Origin of the sequence: Halosimplex salinum (genome assembly GCF_003730195.1) — an archaeon.
Taxonomy (GTDB): Archaea; Halobacteriota; Halobacteria; order Halobacteriales; family Haloarculaceae; genus Halosimplex; species Halosimplex salinum.
In genome coordinates this window covers 30,762-45,822 of sequence record NZ_QWGG01000008.1, presented here as the reverse complement: position 1 = coordinate 45,822, position 15,061 = coordinate 30,762, and the positions used below count along the sequence as shown (strand labels likewise).

Genomic DNA, 15,061 nt, shown 5'->3' with positions numbered 1-15,061 from the left:
TAATAGACGTGTTCACGGTCACACTAATCAGGCGTTTCGAACTTCGAGCAAGCCCGTCATCGATACTCCGAGATCGTACGATACGGGACGTAGTACCCAATTTCATCGATCCAGGTCGACAGCCACACGTCAGCAGTCGCTTCATCGATCTTTCCAGCATCGATTGCAGCCAACAGAACTCCGACCGACCCGACAACGGTCACGCCCTGGTCTTTCGCAAACAACCGGGCATCTCCGTCATCTGTGAGCAGTCGACCGTCGTGTGCGTCGGCAAGGGCGAACGCCTGTGCTTCCCCGGGATCGAGATGCGCACCAACAACGGCTTCTCTGTTTGCGACAGTATCCGAAATCGTCGCGACTGGGATTTCGTTATCAAGCGTATCGAGTGCTTCCTGGAGATATGGGTGGTTATCAACGCCGTGTTCGAGCTCCTCACGAACGACTGGTACCGTACAGATTCCAGAGAGGTCAGCAACTACCCACAGCTGGTCGATGTAGGCGAAATTCGAGAGGACAGTCGTGTTCAAGACGCTCGGGTTCGCTGGAATATCATCACCGGTCATTTCGCAGACGATCCCTCGTTGCCCGAGTCCTTATCATCGAATTCGAGTTCGCGTGCTGCCTCCACCTCGTACGCTGCGTCGTCTTCGTCAACGAGTCCGAGGCGGAGTTCAACACCGTGCTCACGGAGGATGTCACGCATCGTCCACCGATCGACATCAGCGAGTCTCGCGGCATCACCGAGCGTGATACGCTCGCGTTCGTAGAGGGCCACCGCAGCTGCAATACGTTCGTTCTCGTGGTCCTCGAAGTATTCACGCACGAACTCTCGCAATGCATCGCTCTTGCCACCAAACACACCAGCCTCAACAGCACCCTCGATGAGGAGGTCGAGGTCATCTGGGTAAGAGCCGGTAATTCGTGCCATCGTTCTATCCGTGACTACGGCTTCATACTATTTATGAACTGCGCCAGAATGCCATATGCATTGAGACGACCAGTCTCAACTACTGGCGGTGTTTGCCCGACGAGAGCGCTCCGAATCGATTCGATTCGACCCGATTCGGTTCGGTTCGAATCGATTCGATAGCTGTACGAAGATTCGATTGTTGGACGCGAACGGCTTACTGAGAACGTCTTCTCCCAGTACCTGCAATGGCAGCAATCGAAGACCGACACGCCGACGCGACCGATTCCGAAACGAGGTGCGGCTGAGTATGCGCGTTCCAGTCCCCACCAACAAACTCGTCGCCTTCACGCTCGCAGGTGCACTCCTCACGGCCATCGTGGCTGGTGCCCTCGCGGTGCCCGGCGGCGGCCTCTCGCAGGCTGGCGAACGAACTGACTCGGCCGGGACAACCGTGTCGAACGCGTCACAACAGGTCGACGCCGATGCTCCGACGCCCAACCAGGAGTTCACGCCAGCGGTCCAGACCCGGTCCGGCTACGAGGACGAGGACCACGAGGAAGAGCACGAAGCGGAAGACGGCGAAGACCACGAGGAAGACGAAGACGAGGAAGACGAGGACCACGAAGACCACGAGGAGGAAGAGTGACCGAGATGACGGGATCGCTCGCATCGGTCTACGAGCGGTTCGGGGAGACACACCGCGAGTTCGACTGCTGTGATACGACGTTTCTCGTCCGGGCGACGGGTGTCCGTGCCGACGCCGCAGTGACTGCGGGTCGGGATGCGGCCGAGTCGCTCGAAGCGCAGCTGAACGCCTTCGACCCGACGAGCGCCGTCGGCCGCCTCAACCGCGAGGGAGAGGTCACGAACGGACACGTCGCCCGTATCGTCCGCCGCGGACTCGAATACTACAACCGGACAGACGGGGTGTTCGACATCCACCATGGCCGCGTCGAACACGACCTCAAAGCCTTCCTGCGTGGGGACAGCGACGCACTGCCGTCGACGTTCGACACCGGGACCGTCAGCGTCGACGACGCCGACGTCACCGCCGACGTCGAACTCGATCTCAACGGGCTCGCCAAGGGATACGTCGTCGACCGAACCGCCGAGGCGCTCGCGGGGGTCGGCCGACACGGGTTCGTCAGCGGTGGCGGAGACATGTCACCGCCCACGGGCCCGGTCGCCATCGAGAGCCCGTACGGCGACGACACGCCGCTAAAAGTCCTGGAGACGGACTGGAACGTCGCGACGTCCGGCGGATATCGACGCTCGCGGAACGGCACGGATCACGTGTACGATCCGACGACCGAATCGCTCGGGTCACGTCACGAGTCCGTTACTGTCCTCGCGCGCCGGGACTGTCTGGAAGCCGACGCCCTGGCGACGACGCTGGCCGCGCTCCCACTCGCCGAGGCACGGCGATTAGCGACGGAGTGGGACGGGGTAGAGGCGCTCGTCGTTCACGGCGGCGTCTTTCATACGACTAAGGGGTTCGAGACACATGTCGTGGACGCATAAGCAGCGAGTCACTGTCGTCGCCATCGTCGTCCTGGTCGTGACCGTTCCCGTCCTCTGGCAGATCGGAGACATCCGTGCCACACAGGCGACCGAAGACACACGGAGCGACCTCGTCGAGCAGACCGTCTCGGAGAGACGGGCGCCGGCAGATTACGACGGGGATAGCGTCGACGACGCCGCCGACAGATGTCCGACCCGACCGGAGTCGGTGAACGGGTACCAGGACGCGGACGGGTGTCCCGACGTCGTGGAGACGACGGGAGCGTCGTGATGTCACAGCTCGTCTGGCTACTCGACCGCGGCGCCGCGCTCGTCGCGTATCCGTCGCTGTATCTGGCGGTCCTCACCGGCGTCCTCTACAACACGGAGTCGTTCGGTGTGTTGCACGACGCCGCCCGACGCGTCCACGTCGAACTGTCCGTGTTCGCGATGATCGTCACGCTACTGCACGCGGGCCTCGGAGTCCTCGACGCGTGGTCCGTCGTCACCGGACAGGTCCCGGCGCCGGTGTTCTCGACGCCGTACTTCCTCGGCGGTCTCGCCGTCGGCGCGGGCGCGCTGCTGCTGCTCGTCGTCGCGGTGCTGGGCTTTACCGACGCGAACCGCTTCGAGCGCCCGTGGGGGCCTCGCGTCGTCCACTCGTTCGCGTACGCCGGGTTCGCGTTCGGGACGGTCCACGCCGCAGCGATCGGCACCGATCTGACGGGACTCGTCCGCCCCCTGCTGGGGCCCTCGGTCGCGTTTCTGGTGTACGTGCTCCTGTTGCGCTTGCTGGTGCTTCACGGGATACCCTCGAACCCGACGACGAGTTAGTAGCTGTCCCAGAGGCCCAGAATCCGGTCGACGGCTCTGTCGGTGAACGAGCGCCGGTGGACCGTGTACAGGTACTCGACGCGGTCGGGGTCGCTGACCTCGTAGACGACGCTCCGACCCGCCCGCTCCTTCGTGACGAGGTCGGCCTCGGCGAGGGTCGAAAGGTGCCACGAGACGGTCGATTGCGCCTTGTCGATGCGGTCGCTGAGCTCGGTCGTCGAGAGCGGGCCGTCCGTGAGGAGGTGCGCGAGAATTCGGCGACTGTACTCTCGTCGTAACGCGTTCAGCACTGCCCGGTCGGCTTCGTCGAACTCGGTGGCGGGGTAGTACCGCGTGTACTTGCCGTCGTCCGAAACCTCGACGATCCCCTCGTCAGCGAGCCACCGGAGGTGATACTGGAGCGTCCCCTGCGCGTACTCGAGGTCGTCGAGGAGCGCGCGAAAGTGAACGCCCGGCGTGTCGGCTATCCGCTGGTAGATCGCCCGCCGCGACGCCAGTTCGAGATCCGGGTCCGACATCACTCAGTCCCGCGTCAGAGCGACGAAAAATGCCAGGAGCCCACCCAGGACGAGGATCGCACTCCCGTGTTCGAGCAACTCGAGCGTGGCGTGCGGGAAGTACGGAAGCAGCGGGTATTCGAGGAACACGACGAGTCCGTAGACGGCGAACATCGCGTACCCGAACGTGACGATCCGCATTCGACGATCGCGTTCCCGTCGCCACGCGAGGAAGCTGAGGACGCTGAGCCCCGCTGCGAGGACGAAGATACCGAGACTGACGTACTGTTCGAGGAGTTGCGCGAGTGGCATACGTTGCTATCTGTAAACGGGGTCGACGCGACGTGCTCTGCGGTCGATACAGTTCGACCGAGGGGGGAGTACGGGAAAACGATTGGCGTCCAACCGTCGAATCCGACCGCGAGCATCGAGAACCCACTCGCAACTTCCGGTCGTGTACGAGCCTGCACGGCGGGTGAGAGTATCGGCCTGTGAGCGGGTGTGAGTGGCGCTATCGGGGGGCGGAAGGTGTCGAGCGTCGGACGGGGACGGTCCGTCGATACTCGCCCACCGGCTGAGTTTACCGAGAGCTTCCGGAGTTGCGTCCTTCGGGCTCCCCGCGCTCTTCGAGCGGACTCACACGCGCTTCGGTCCGACTCACGCGCTCTCGACCATCGCTTCGAGCCGGTCGAGGCCGAGTTCGAGCCGATCGCGACCGTTCGCGAAGCTCAGCCGGAGGTAGCCCTCGCCGCCGGCGCCGAAGGCCGACCCCGGTGCGGTCACGACCCCGTGCTCCGAGAGGAGGCGCTTCGCGATCTCGGTGCTCGAGCCCGCGAGCGCGCTCACGTCGACGAACGCGTAGAAGGCGCCTTCCGGTCTGGCGGCCGACACGCCCTCGACGGCGTCGAGGCGGTCGAAGACGAAGTCCCGTCGCGCACGGAAGGCGGACTGCATCCTGTCGACGGGCTCCTGGGGCCCGGTGAGCGCCGCGATCGCGGCGTACTGGGCCGGCGTGTTGACACAGGAGGTCGTGCTCTCGTGGATCTTCGTCACCTGCGAACAGACGTCCGCCGGGCCGGCGAGCCAGCCGACGCGCCAGCCGGTCATCGCGTAGGCCTTCGAGACGGACCCGACCGACAGCACCCACTCCTCGCGGTCGGTCACCGCCGCGACGCGCGGCTCCGGGTCGCCGTAGGTGAGCTGCCGATACACCTCGTCGGCGATCACGAACGCGTCGTGGGCCGCGGCGGCGGCGACCACCCGCTCCATCGCGTCGGCCGTGAACACCCGTCCGGTCGGATTCGCGGGCGAGGTCAGCAGGACGGCGGCAGTGTCCGGGCCGATGGCGTCGACGATGCGTTCGGCGTCGGGCGCGAACCCGTCCTCGGCGGGCATGGGCACCTCGACCGGGACGGCGTCGGCCAGTCGCGCCTGCGAGATGGGGTTTGGCCACGCCGGCGTCGGGACGACGACTTCCTCGCCCGGGTTCGCGACCGTGTGGATCGCGAGATGGATCGCCTCGACACCGCCGGTGGTGACGACCACCTCGGAGTCAGGGTCGGGTCGCGGACCGCCGTCGCGAGCGAGAAACGCCGCGATCGCAGTTCTGAGTTCCGGGACGCCGGCGTTGGACGTGTAGTTCGTCTGGCCGCTGGTCGCTGCCTCGTGGGCGGCGTCGACGACGTGCTCTGGCGTGTCGAAGTCGGGCTCGCCGAACTCCAGGTGGACCAGGTCGCCGTCCGCTTGTGCCGCGAGTTCGAACATCTCGCGGATCCCCTGGGGCTCGACGGCCCGGACCCGGTCAGTGACCCGGGCGTCCGGTTCGGAACGCTCGGTCATCGGTCGTACCGACCGCTGTGAGGGCAAAGTACGTTGGGATGTGGACGAGGTCAGCGGGCCGAGACGGACTCGACGAACGCGTCCCGCGCTTCCGGGAGCACGACGACGTCCAGATCGGTCGAGGACGATCCGGGCGGCCGTGTCGTCTACTACCCCATATACCAATCAATTTTCAGTTTTCCGGGAACAGACGAAATGGTCTCTTTGCGGTGGCCCCATCCTTTAGTCACAGGCCCGACAGTACCACGGGGTCTTTTCCGGTAGCCCGCGGTGGAACTGATCGAGGCATCAGACTCATGGGAATCCTCGATTCGTTCGGTGCGCTACTCAGTAGTATCGTCGCGTCGGTCGTCCTGCTCGTGTTCGCCATCCTCAGCTTCTTCGTGACGGTGTTCATCGTGCAGGCCGGCGCTGGACTCGCGGGGTACGGCTCGCTCGAGGGCGACTTCATCGTACTGTCGGCCGCGATCCTGGCGACGGGCGCCATCGTCGCCGGCGCGACCCCGATGTCGGGACTCGGCAGCGTCGAGGAGTAGACTGGCGATTCGTCCGCCAGAAAGGGCGGAACCGCTTTCTCCGGGGCGTCGCGGCTCGCGACCGCTACTCGGTCGGTTCGTCGATACTACTCTCGGCAGCGTCGTCGAAGCGACTCTCCATCGGGTCGTCGTCACGACCGGTCTCCGCTCGCCTGCTCCGGAGTTTCCGAACGGTGAGGAGGCCGACCACGCCGACTGCGAGGAACCCGGTGAGGCGAGCGGCCCGACGGAGACGCCCGCCCGGCTCGGCCGCTCGATCGGGTTCGGGCTCCGGTTCGGCCGCGGGTTCGGGTTCGGGTTCGACCTCGACGGTCGACGGCTCGGCGTCGTCGCTCTCGGCGGGGTCGGTTCGATCCGACGTCGGCTTTCCGATGGTGAAGTCGATCAGTCCCATACGAGTTACAATCGGTTTACATGTAGTTATTGTTTGCGATCCGAACGGTCTGTCGTCGAGGTCGCGACGGACCGACGGTCCGAAGGGGACGACCCCGGACAGGGCGGTCTCGACGAGTGCGATTCCGGCTCGCAGTGCGCTGAGACCGTTCGGAATCGCGCTCCGGGAGTCACACGGCCCCGGGCCGGCTCAGTCCGTCCGGGGACCGTCTCCGTCGGTCGCCGTCGTCGGTGAGAGCCTGCTCTCGACGGCGTCCGGCCCCGCGTCCGCCCCCGGTTCGACCGCGCGAGCGCCGCCCGAGAGCGCCCCGAGCGACAGGACGAGTCCGGCACCGAGGAGGACGAGTCCGCCCGCGAGGGCGAACGCCGTCGCGTAGCCGAACGTCGCGGTCCAGCCGCCGAGCACGCCGCCGACGCCGCCGGCGACCGCGCCCAGCGCGGTGTGGATGCCGAGGACCTCGCCGCGGACGGTCGGGGGTGCGAGTCGCGTGACGATGGCCGTCCCGACGACGGCGATGACTGCCCACGTCAGCCCGATCATCGAGAGGACGACACCGACGGCGACGAGTCCGACCGACAGCGCACCGAACCCGGTGACGAGCGCGACCATCGGAAAGAGGACGCCCCGGACCACGAGCGCGCCGGACTGGAGCAGTCGCACGTCGGAGCGCGACGCGACCCGCCCCGCGCCCTCGTAGAGGACGGCCGAGGCGAGACTGGAGACCAGATACAGGCCGAACACCCGACCGGAGTCGAACCCGGCGTCCGTGAGGAAGAGCGGGAGCGGTGCCCAGAACGCCGCGAACCCGGTGAAGAAGAGCACGGCCGCGATCAGGTACGTCGCGAGCGCCGTGTCGAGTCGTGCGAGCACCGCCCGCGGCGAGAACTCGCGCGTCGTCCAGTACAGCCGGTTGGGGGAGAACGCGAACGTAGCGCCCTTGATCCCCCGGCGCGACCCCGAGACGAGGCGCGCGATCCGGCGGACCTCGCGCTCGCTCGTGACGTGCTCGCCGGGAGCGGGGTCGGGGAGCGACCTGACGGCGCCGAGGACGCTCGCTCCCGCACAGGCCGCGAGCACCCAGAACAGGGCGCGCGTGGCCGACGCCGCGCCGACGAGTCGGACGCCGACGAGCGGCCACACGGTACCGAGGACGAGGCCGCCGGCCCAGCCGTACCCCTGGTACTTGTTCAGGAGCCCGATGCGTTCGCTCCACGCCGACTCCGGGGCGTCGTCGACGACGAGCATGGTCAGGACCGGCGCGACGGACGCCACGACCAGCCAGAGGGCCGCGTTGGCGGCGATGACGACCGTGACGTTCGTCGAGAGCGGGATCGCGGCCAGCGCGAGCGCGACGGTCGCCAGCGTCACCAGGACGAGCGACCGGCGGTGGCTGACTCTGTTGGCGAGGCGGCCGAACAGGACCGCGCCGGGGGCGCCGACGAGCGCCGCCGACGCCGCGAGGTAGCCCAACTGGAGCGGCGAGGCCCCGAGCTGGACGAGATAGAGCGGGACGAGGAGCGACGCCCCGCCGAACGAGACGGACCCGAGCGCCCAGGAGTAGAGCCAGCGGTCGGTCATCGGTAGAACGTCCGTCCGTTGGGAAAACGTCCGTAAATAGCCACCCGACTACCGTCCGGGTCGCTGCCGTGAACCGGGAGGGGAACCCGTCAGAGCGCCTCTCTCGGGGCGACGCCGACGCCCTCGCGGCGGAACCGAAGGACCTGCGAGAAATCGTCCACCGTGACGACGCCGACCACCTCGCCGTCGCGCTCGACGAGCGCGTAGCCCGAGGGGTGCTGGCTCAACTGGGCGAACCCTTCGAAGGCGTCCGTGTCGAGGGCGATCGTGGGCAGATCACCGACCATGATCTCCCGGACCGACGTCGTGTCGTGCTCGTCCGCGTTCGACCGGCGCATCGCGTCGAGCGTGACGACGCCGACGAACTCGCCGGCGTCGGTCACCGGGTAGACGGTCCGGCGGTCCCGGACCATCCGGTCGGTGAACTCGGCGACCGAGGCGTCGGCGTCGACCGGGTCCAGGTCGAGAGTCGCGACGTCGTCCACCGTGAGACCGGCCAGCAGACCCTGGAGCGCGACGCTCCGGGACTCCGAGGAGGCCGCGCCGTAGATGAACAGCGAGAGGAGGATCAGCATCGGCGCGAAGTTGAGGACGCCGACGACGGCGAACAGGAGCGCGAAGGCGGTGCCGAAGCGAGCGGCCGAGCGGGTCGCGACCTCGTAGGGCTGCGAGCGGGCGAGGAGCGCGCGCAGGATCCGGCCGCCGTCCATCGGGAAGGCGGGGAGCAGGTTGAACACCGCGAGGATGACGTTCGTGACGACGAGCCAGCCGAAGACGAAGGTGAGGACGGGCGTCGAGGCCGGGAGCGCGAGCACGACCAGATAGCAGGCGACGCCGGTGAGGACGCTCGTGATCGGCCCGGCGATGGCGATCCAGAACTCCCGGTTCCACTCCCGGGGCATCGACTCGGGCGCGGCGATCCCGCCGAGGAGCCAGAGCGTGATCGACTCGGTGCCGATACCGTACCGCCTGGCCGCCCACGCGTGGCCGAGTTCGTGGATGCCGACGCTGACGAACAGTCCGAGCGCGGCACTGGCCCCGACGATCCACGGCGTCGACCCGTCTCGCAGGACCGACACGTCGACCGGGTTCGGAGCGAACGTGTCGACGATGCCCGCGTAGACGTCGATCTGCGTCCCGCTCCCGATGATCCAGGCGAGGATGGGGAGGAAGACCAGCAGAGAGACGCTGATCCTGATAGGGATCCCCCAGACATTCGCGATGGTGTAGTTTCGCATGGAGTAGTCCGGGGGCTGCTGCCGGTAAAGCGCACTGGTCCAGCGAGTACGGAGCGCGACCGATCAGCGACGCCGGCCGCCGTCGCCGTCCGTCGCGACGGGCCGAGGGGGCCCGCCCGGAGTCGCGTCGACGGAAACGGACCCCGCGCCGCCCGCCGACGCGAGTGCGCGCTGTTTCTCTACCTCGGCGGACACGGCGTCGGTGACTCGCGGGTGCGTGCCGAAGGGGTCGGCGTACGCCATCCCGCCGCGGTCGAGTTCGAGCTCCGCGGGCACCCGTTCCTCGGTGGCTTCGGTCCGCGTCAGGAAGAGCGGGACGGCGACGGCCGAGTCGTTGGAGACGTTGTACCTGACGCATTCCACCGCCGGATTCTGCAGGAGATAGCAGGTGACGACCTCGCCGTAGTCGGTCCGCTCGCGGAGGCGAGTCGCGTGATAGTCGACCGTCCGTCGGTGGTACGGTTTCGAACTGCTCCCGAACCCGACCAGCACGAGCGATACGTCCTCGTCCCCCGCCACGAGGTCCGCGCCGCGTTCCTCGATGACGTCGGTGACCGCCGGGCTCGCGCCCACGGGGTCACAGTACCGAACGCCACCGGTTAGGGACGCGAGCGCGCTCGGGACCGCCTCCGTCGTCTCGTGCGAGTGGGCGGCACACATCGGAACGGCGTACACCGTGTCGGCCGTCATCTCCGCGAACTGCTCGGACAGCTCGATCGCCGGGTCGCGCTCGTAGGTCGCGACGGCGACCCGGTCCGCGAGTCCCCGCTCGCGGAGCCGCTCGGCGTGGGTCCGTAACACCGCGCGCCCGTTTCGCCGCTCGCGACCGACGAGCAGGACCGTCTCCGTCGTCATGTCCGCCCCGTTAATTCAATCATAGTTTAACTACACCAATTTGGCTTGTGTTATTCGTCGAGAGCGACTTCCAAATAAGTTGTGGTGGGTCCGGTCGGCGGTCCAGAGAGTCAGCGCGAAAGGCGCAGTGAGTCGGTCAGAGCGGCCGAATCGGTCCATTCCCGGATGCGCGGTCACCCCTGCATCCGACGGCTCGACAGTCGGGGCCGCCGGGTCAAGCGGGGCCGCCGGGTCAGTCGAGGTCGACAGCCCCGTCTCGCGCGTCGCTGGCGACGTGGACGAGTTCGTTCGTCAGGCCGGCGGCGAGGCCGCTCCCGCCGCGGCGGCCGACGTTGGTGATGGCGGGGACGCCGTGGGCGTCCGCGACCTCACGGAGTCGGTCCCGGCTCTCGGCGGCTTTGACGAACCCGACCGGCGTGGCGACGACGACGGCCGGTCGCGTCCCGTCCTCGATGCAGTCGGCGAGCGCGAGCGCCGCCGTCGGCGCGTTCCCGACCACGGCGAGTGCGCCGTCGTAGACGCCCTCCCGGTCGAGTTCGAGCACGGACGCCGCCGTCCGGGTCATCCCGGTCTCCGCGGCCAGTTCCGACCCGTTCCCGATAGCCTTCCTGACGGGACAGTCGTGACCGCGGCCGGTGATCCCGGCTTTCACCATCGTGATGTCGCAGACGATCGGTCGTTCGTCTCGGACCGCCCGCGCGCCGGCGACGACCGGTTCGTCCGCGGACTCGCCGGTGAAGCGCACGAGGTGCTGGAACTCCGGGTCGGCGGTCGCGTGGACGGACTTCTGGCGGACCCGGTCGGCGAGCGTCTCGTCCGGGACGAGTTCGCGCACGCGGTCCATGCTCGTCTCGGCGATGTCCATGGCGTCCTCGGTGGTGGCGCCGAGGTCGGCGTACTCGTCGACGGCGTCTGCGGTGGCAGCGGCCGTCCCTTCGCCGTCAGTCGTCATCGCTCGGCACCTCCTTCGGGCCTGCGCTCCCCGAACGCGCTTCGAGGTCGCCGTCGACTTCGAGGTGCAGGTCGCGGAGTCGGTCGCGCGTCTCGTCGTCGGCGTCCCAGAGGCCGCGGTCGATCGCTTCGAGGAGCGTGTCCGTGATCGAGTCGAGCGCCCACGGGTTCACGTCCCGGAGCCAGTCCTGACGCTCCTCGTCGAACGCGTAGCGCTCGGCGACGGACGCCCAGAGCGCGTCGCTGACGACGCCCGTCGTGGCGTCCCAGCCAAGCACCACGTCGACCGTCGACGAGAGGTCGCCGGCGCCCTTGTAGTCGTGTTCCGCCATCGAATCGAGCCAGTCCGGGTTGAGGACGCGGGCGCGCATCGCCTTCCGCACCTTCTCCTCGTTGGTGTACACGTCGACGTCGTCGGGGTCCGAGGAGTCGCCCACGTAGGACGCGGGCTCCTCGCCGGCGGCCTCCGTGACCGCAGTGATGAACCCGCCGTGGAACGCGTACCAGTCCGAGGAGTCGAACTCGTCCTGTTCGGCCGTGTCCTCGATCTTGACGGTCGCCTCGACGGTGCCGAGGCGGCGCTCGAACGACGCGTGTGCCTCGGTCGTCTTCCCGCGGGAGCCGAGCGCGTAGCCGCCCCACTGGACGTACACGTCCGCGAGATCCGAGCGGTCGTCCCAGTTGCCCTCGTCGACGGCCTTGTTCGTCCCGGCGCCGTAACCGCCCGGTCGCGTCGTGAACACGCGGTGTCTCGCCGCGGATTCGGCGTCGCTCTCGTCCATCCCCTCGGCTGCCAGCTCCGCCGTGTCTTCCTCGACGTGCTTCTTGACGTAGTTTCGCTCGTGCGGTTCGTCGAGGGCGACGACGGCGTCGACGGCGTCGTGGACGACGCTGGCGGCCTGCGGGAACGCGTCCCGGAAGAGGCCGGAGACGCGCGTCGTCACGTCGATGCGCGGCCGCCCGAGTTCGTCGAGGGGGATCGGTTCCACGCCGTCGACGCGCCCGGCGTCGGTCCACACCGGTTCGACGCCCAGCAGCGCGAGCACCTGTGCGATGGTCTCGCCGCGGGTCCGAACCGTGGGAGTTCCCCACGCGACGACGCCGACCTCCTCGGGGTACTCGCCGGCTTCGTCGCGGTGCCGTTCGGCGACGCCGTGGGCGACCTCGCTCCCGACTTCCCACGCGGACTTCGCGGGCACCTTCCGCGGGTCGAGCGTGTAGAAGTTCCGCGCGGTCGGGAGGAGGTCGACGCCGCCGCGAGTCGGGGCGCCGCTCCCGCCCGGCGGGACGTACTCGCCGGCGAGCGCGTCCGCAGTTCGTGGGATCTCGTCCTCGGCGCCCTGCACGCGCGGCGCGGCCTCCTCGCAGACGAACCCGAGAACGTCGCGCAGGTCGTCGTGAGCGCCGGACTGGGCGCGTGCGTCCCCGAGCGGGTCGATGTCGACCACGATCAGGTTCATCGTCGTCTCGTCGTCGGGACCCGCCTCGACCTCGCTCGCCGGCAGGTCGAAGTCGTGTGCGGCCAGCGTCTCGACGAGGTCGCGGCTCGTCTCGTACACTTCGTCGGCCGCCCCCGCGTAGGTCGTCCCCAGCGCCTCGTCGTATTCGCCCGGGCTGTTCCGCATCGCGTCGTAGTCGACGCCGAGGACGCCGGCGACGCTCTCGCGGAGGCTCGGGGCACCGGGGTTCTCCAGCCGAGTGAGCGCGACGAGGTACTCGACGAGTCGGTCGCCCGCGGGCGGTTCGCCCATCGTGTGCAGGCCCTTGCGGATCTGCGTGGTCTTCACGTCCGTGAGGTACTCGTGGACGCGCTCGACGAGGGCGTCGATGGGCAGGTCGTCGCCGCTCACTTCTCCTTCGGCGAGCGTGGTTCCGGCTTCGTCGGGCCCGCGAACGGCCGCTCTCTCGTCTATTTCACCGGAAATCCCCAGTTCGACCGCGAGATCGAGTTCGTCGACGGCCTCGCGGATCAGGGCTTCGAGGTGCTCGCCGTCGTCGGTGCGGGCGTCTTCCATCCCGGCCTCGCGGTAGCGGTCGGAGAGCTCCTCCAGGTCGGCGAGTTCGTCGTAGGTGCCGGCGGTGTCCATCACCGGCGTCAGGTAGTCGACGATGGCCGCGTAGGAGCGCCGTTTCGCCTGCGTGCCCTCGCCGGGGTTGTTGACGATGTAGGGGTAGACGTTCGGGATGTCGTCGATCAGCTGGTCGGGCGCGCTCTCGCCGTCGAGGCCGACGGTCTTGCCGGGGAGCCACTCCAGACTGCCGTGGGTACCGAGGTGGACGACGGCGTCACTCTCGTACTCGTTCCGCAGCCAGCGGTAGAAGGCGACGTAGTCGTGGGGCGGCTGGAGGGCCGAGTCGTGGTACACCTTGGAGGGGTCCATCCCGAACCCGCGCGGGGGCTGGACGGTGACGAGGACGTTCCCGAACTCGACGCCCGGGATGGCGAACGGTCGCTCGGGCGGGTCACCCCACTCGTCGAGGACGTTCTCGCGGAACTCCGGGTCGAGCGCGTCGAACCACTCGCGGTACTGGCCCGTTGCGACGGTGTCGACGCTCAGATCGCGCACACCGACGGACGAGTCCGTCGAGCCCGCGCTCGCGTGGCTCGCGCGGACGTCTTCCGGCGCGACCCAGCGGTCGTCGAGGGTGAGCTGTGCGGTGAGCCGTTCGACGAGCGACTGGCCGCTCCGGGGCGTCTGTCCCCCGAGGTCGTAGCCGCGAGCGGCGAGTTCGTCGAGCAGGTTCACCGTGCTCTCGGGCGAGTCGAGGCCGAACGCGGTGCCGATGCCGTCGTCGCTCGGCGGGTAGTTATGGAGGACGACCGCGACCCGCTTCTCCTCGTTCGGGGTGTGACGGAGTTCGGCCCAGTTGACCGCGAGTCGAGCGGCGTGGTCGACGCGGTCGTCGATCGGGAAGTGCTGTTTCGGCGCGCTCCCGATCCCGGCCTCGTCCTCGGTGCGCTCCTTGCCCGAGATGGGGTGGGTGATCACGTTGCCGTCGAACTCCGGGAGCGCGACGGAGAGGGCGAGTTCGAAGCCCATCACGCCAGTCTCGCTGCCGTCGTAGCGCGAGCGCGAGCGCATCGTCGTCACCGTCTGGATCACCGGAACGCCGAGGCGGTCGAGGAACACGTCCTCGGCGCTCTCGCCCGCTCCGCTCGCCGAACGACCGCGCTCGTCCATCGAGAGCGAGAACATGAACGAGGAGAGCACGGCGTCGACGACCGGGTCGCCGCCGTCGAGGAGCCACTCGTCGGTGACCCGCTCGGCGTCCCAGCCCTCGCCGTCCTCGGTCGCCGGGTTGCAGAATATCGGGAGCGCGTTCGCGCCCTCTCGCTCGATGGCGCGGACCTGCGCGTCGACGTAGCGGGTGTTCTCGTGGGTCCAGTGGGACTCGTAGAACCACACCGCGACGGTCGGCGCGTCGGGGTCGTGGGTCGCACGGAGTTCCTCGTAGGACGCCGCGGGGTGGTCGGGGTGGTAGACCCCTTCGGTTGGCAGGGCGACAGGGTCGTCGTACTCGCGGGACTCCTCGCCGTACTCATCGGCGAGAAAGCGGATACAGTTCGCGACGTTGCTGGTCCCCCCGCGGTCGAGATACTCGTAGACGCGGTCGCGGTCGGCCGCCGGGACCGACGTGTCCTCGACGGCGTAGGCGTCGCCGGTCGACTTCACGACCAGCGGGACGCCTGCTTCGGTCAGGGATTCGACCGCGTAGTCGTAGCCCGGCATGCTCTCGTCGGCCCCGTGGAGCCAGAAGACCGCTGCCGTCGCGTCCCCGATCTCGTCCACGAACGCGTCCACGTCGGCGCCGTCGTCGAGGTCGCTCTCCGACCGGACGACCAGGTCCACGTCGCACTCGCCCGCGGCGCGCTGGACGGCACCCAGTTCGTTCTCCGTCGCTGTGTACAGGCCGTTCGTTGGCATAAC

At 68.1% G+C, this 15,061-nt stretch carries 16 protein-coding genes; 5 read left to right on the top strand and 11 right to left on the bottom strand.

Annotated elements, in window-relative coordinates; genetic code table 11:
• Nucleotides 1-56: 56 nt before the first annotated feature.
• A complete protein-coding gene (locus D1409_RS18140) occupies nt 57-563 on the bottom strand; it encodes a twitching motility protein PilT (protein WP_123538411.1) in 507 nt (168 codons plus the stop codon).
• Entirely contained in the window at nt 560-928 is a 369-nt protein-coding gene (locus tag D1409_RS18135; protein ID WP_123538410.1) for a UPF0175 family protein, read from the bottom strand. Before D1409_RS18135 ends, D1409_RS18140 begins: the two co-directional genes overlap by 4 nt.
• A 289-nt stretch (nt 929-1,217) precedes the next feature.
• Between D1409_RS18135 and D1409_RS18130 the strand changes: the two genes are divergently transcribed.
• Genes D1409_RS18130 through D1409_RS18115 form a run of 4 tightly spaced genes read left to right on the top strand, consistent with a single transcriptional unit; the run spans nt 1,218 to nt 3,244 of the window.
• The gene (locus D1409_RS18130; RefSeq protein ID WP_123538409.1) at nt 1,218-1,556 is read left to right on the top strand and encodes a hypothetical protein; all 339 of its coding nucleotides are present in this window, start codon (nt 1,218-1,220) and stop codon (nt 1,554-1,556) included.
• 5 nt (nt 1,557-1,561) lie between these two features.
• Nucleotides 1,562-2,431, top strand: a complete 870-nt coding sequence (locus D1409_RS18125) for an FAD:protein FMN transferase (protein WP_123538572.1) — start codon at nt 1,562-1,564, stop codon at nt 2,429-2,431.
• The gene (locus tag D1409_RS18120) at nt 2,415-2,702 is read left to right on the top strand and encodes a hypothetical protein (protein WP_123538408.1); all 288 of its coding nucleotides are present in this window, start codon (nt 2,415-2,417) and stop codon (nt 2,700-2,702) included. Before D1409_RS18125 ends, D1409_RS18120 begins: the two co-directional genes overlap by 17 nt.
• The gene (locus D1409_RS18115; protein WP_123538407.1) at nt 2,702-3,244 is read left to right on the top strand and encodes a hypothetical protein; all 543 of its coding nucleotides are present in this window, start codon (nt 2,702-2,704) and stop codon (nt 3,242-3,244) included. Before D1409_RS18120 ends, D1409_RS18115 begins: the two co-directional genes overlap by 1 nt.
• On the opposite strand, the gene D1409_RS18110 is transcribed toward D1409_RS18115, so the two are convergent.
• The 3 genes from D1409_RS18110 to D1409_RS18100 all read right to left on the bottom strand — a co-directional run bounded on the left by D1409_RS18110 (nt 3,241) and on the right by D1409_RS18100 (nt 5,580).
• Complete coding sequence (locus D1409_RS18110) at nt 3,241-3,762, bottom strand: winged helix-turn-helix transcriptional regulator (protein WP_123538406.1); 522 nt, start codon at nt 3,760-3,762, stop codon at nt 3,241-3,243. The two genes, D1409_RS18115 and D1409_RS18110, sit on opposite strands and share 4 nt — an antisense overlap.
• Nucleotides 3,763-3,765: 3 nt before the next feature.
• Nucleotides 3,766-4,053, bottom strand: coding sequence for a hypothetical protein (locus D1409_RS18105; protein WP_123538405.1), 288 nt, complete (start codon nt 4,051-4,053; stop codon nt 3,766-3,768).
• Nucleotides 4,054-4,398: 345 nt separating this feature from the next.
• Nucleotides 4,399-5,580 carry a pyridoxal phosphate-dependent aminotransferase gene (locus D1409_RS18100; RefSeq protein ID WP_123538404.1) on the bottom strand — a complete coding sequence of 394 codons (1,182 nt, stop codon included), beginning with the start codon at nt 5,578-5,580 and terminating at the stop codon, nt 4,399-4,401.
• Nucleotides 5,581-5,876: 296 nt separating this feature from the next.
• Here D1409_RS18100 and D1409_RS18095 point away from each other — a divergent pair, with 296 nt between their 5' ends.
• Nucleotides 5,877-6,116 carry a hypothetical protein gene (locus D1409_RS18095; RefSeq protein WP_123538403.1) on the top strand — a complete coding sequence of 80 codons (240 nt, stop codon included), beginning with the start codon at nt 5,877-5,879 and terminating at the stop codon, nt 6,114-6,116.
• A gap of 64 nt (nt 6,117-6,180) precedes the next feature.
• Here the strand turns inward: D1409_RS18095 and D1409_RS18090 are convergent, their stop codons facing one another.
• The 6 genes from D1409_RS18090 to cobN all read right to left on the bottom strand — a co-directional run bounded on the left by D1409_RS18090 (nt 6,181) and on the right by cobN (nt 15,058).
• Entirely contained in the window at nt 6,181-6,510 is a 330-nt protein-coding gene (locus D1409_RS18090) for a hypothetical protein (protein ID WP_123538402.1), read from the bottom strand.
• A gap of 189 nt (nt 6,511-6,699) precedes the next feature.
• Nucleotides 6,700-8,088, bottom strand: a complete 1,389-nt coding sequence (locus D1409_RS18085) for an MFS transporter (protein WP_123538401.1) — start codon at nt 8,086-8,088, stop codon at nt 6,700-6,702.
• 89 nt (nt 8,089-8,177) lie between these two features.
• Nucleotides 8,178-9,326 (bottom strand): site-2 protease family protein, encoded by a 1,149-nt coding sequence (locus D1409_RS18080; RefSeq protein ID WP_123538400.1) that lies wholly within the window; start codon nt 9,324-9,326, stop codon nt 8,178-8,180.
• A 63-nt stretch (nt 9,327-9,389) separates the two neighbouring features.
• Nucleotides 9,390-10,181 (bottom strand): CbiX/SirB N-terminal domain-containing protein, encoded by a 792-nt coding sequence (locus D1409_RS18075; RefSeq protein WP_123538399.1) that lies wholly within the window; start codon nt 10,179-10,181, stop codon nt 9,390-9,392.
• 232 nt (nt 10,182-10,413) lie between these two features.
• Nucleotides 10,414-11,133, bottom strand: coding sequence for a precorrin-8X methylmutase (locus D1409_RS18070; RefSeq protein WP_123538398.1), 720 nt, complete (start codon nt 11,131-11,133; stop codon nt 10,414-10,416).
• Nucleotides 11,123-15,058 (bottom strand): cobaltochelatase subunit CobN, encoded by a 3,936-nt coding sequence (gene cobN, locus D1409_RS18065; protein WP_123538397.1) that lies wholly within the window; start codon nt 15,056-15,058, stop codon nt 11,123-11,125. The genes D1409_RS18070 and cobN overlap by 11 nt, the downstream gene beginning before the upstream one ends.
• Nucleotides 15,059-15,061: the final 3 nt, after the last annotated feature.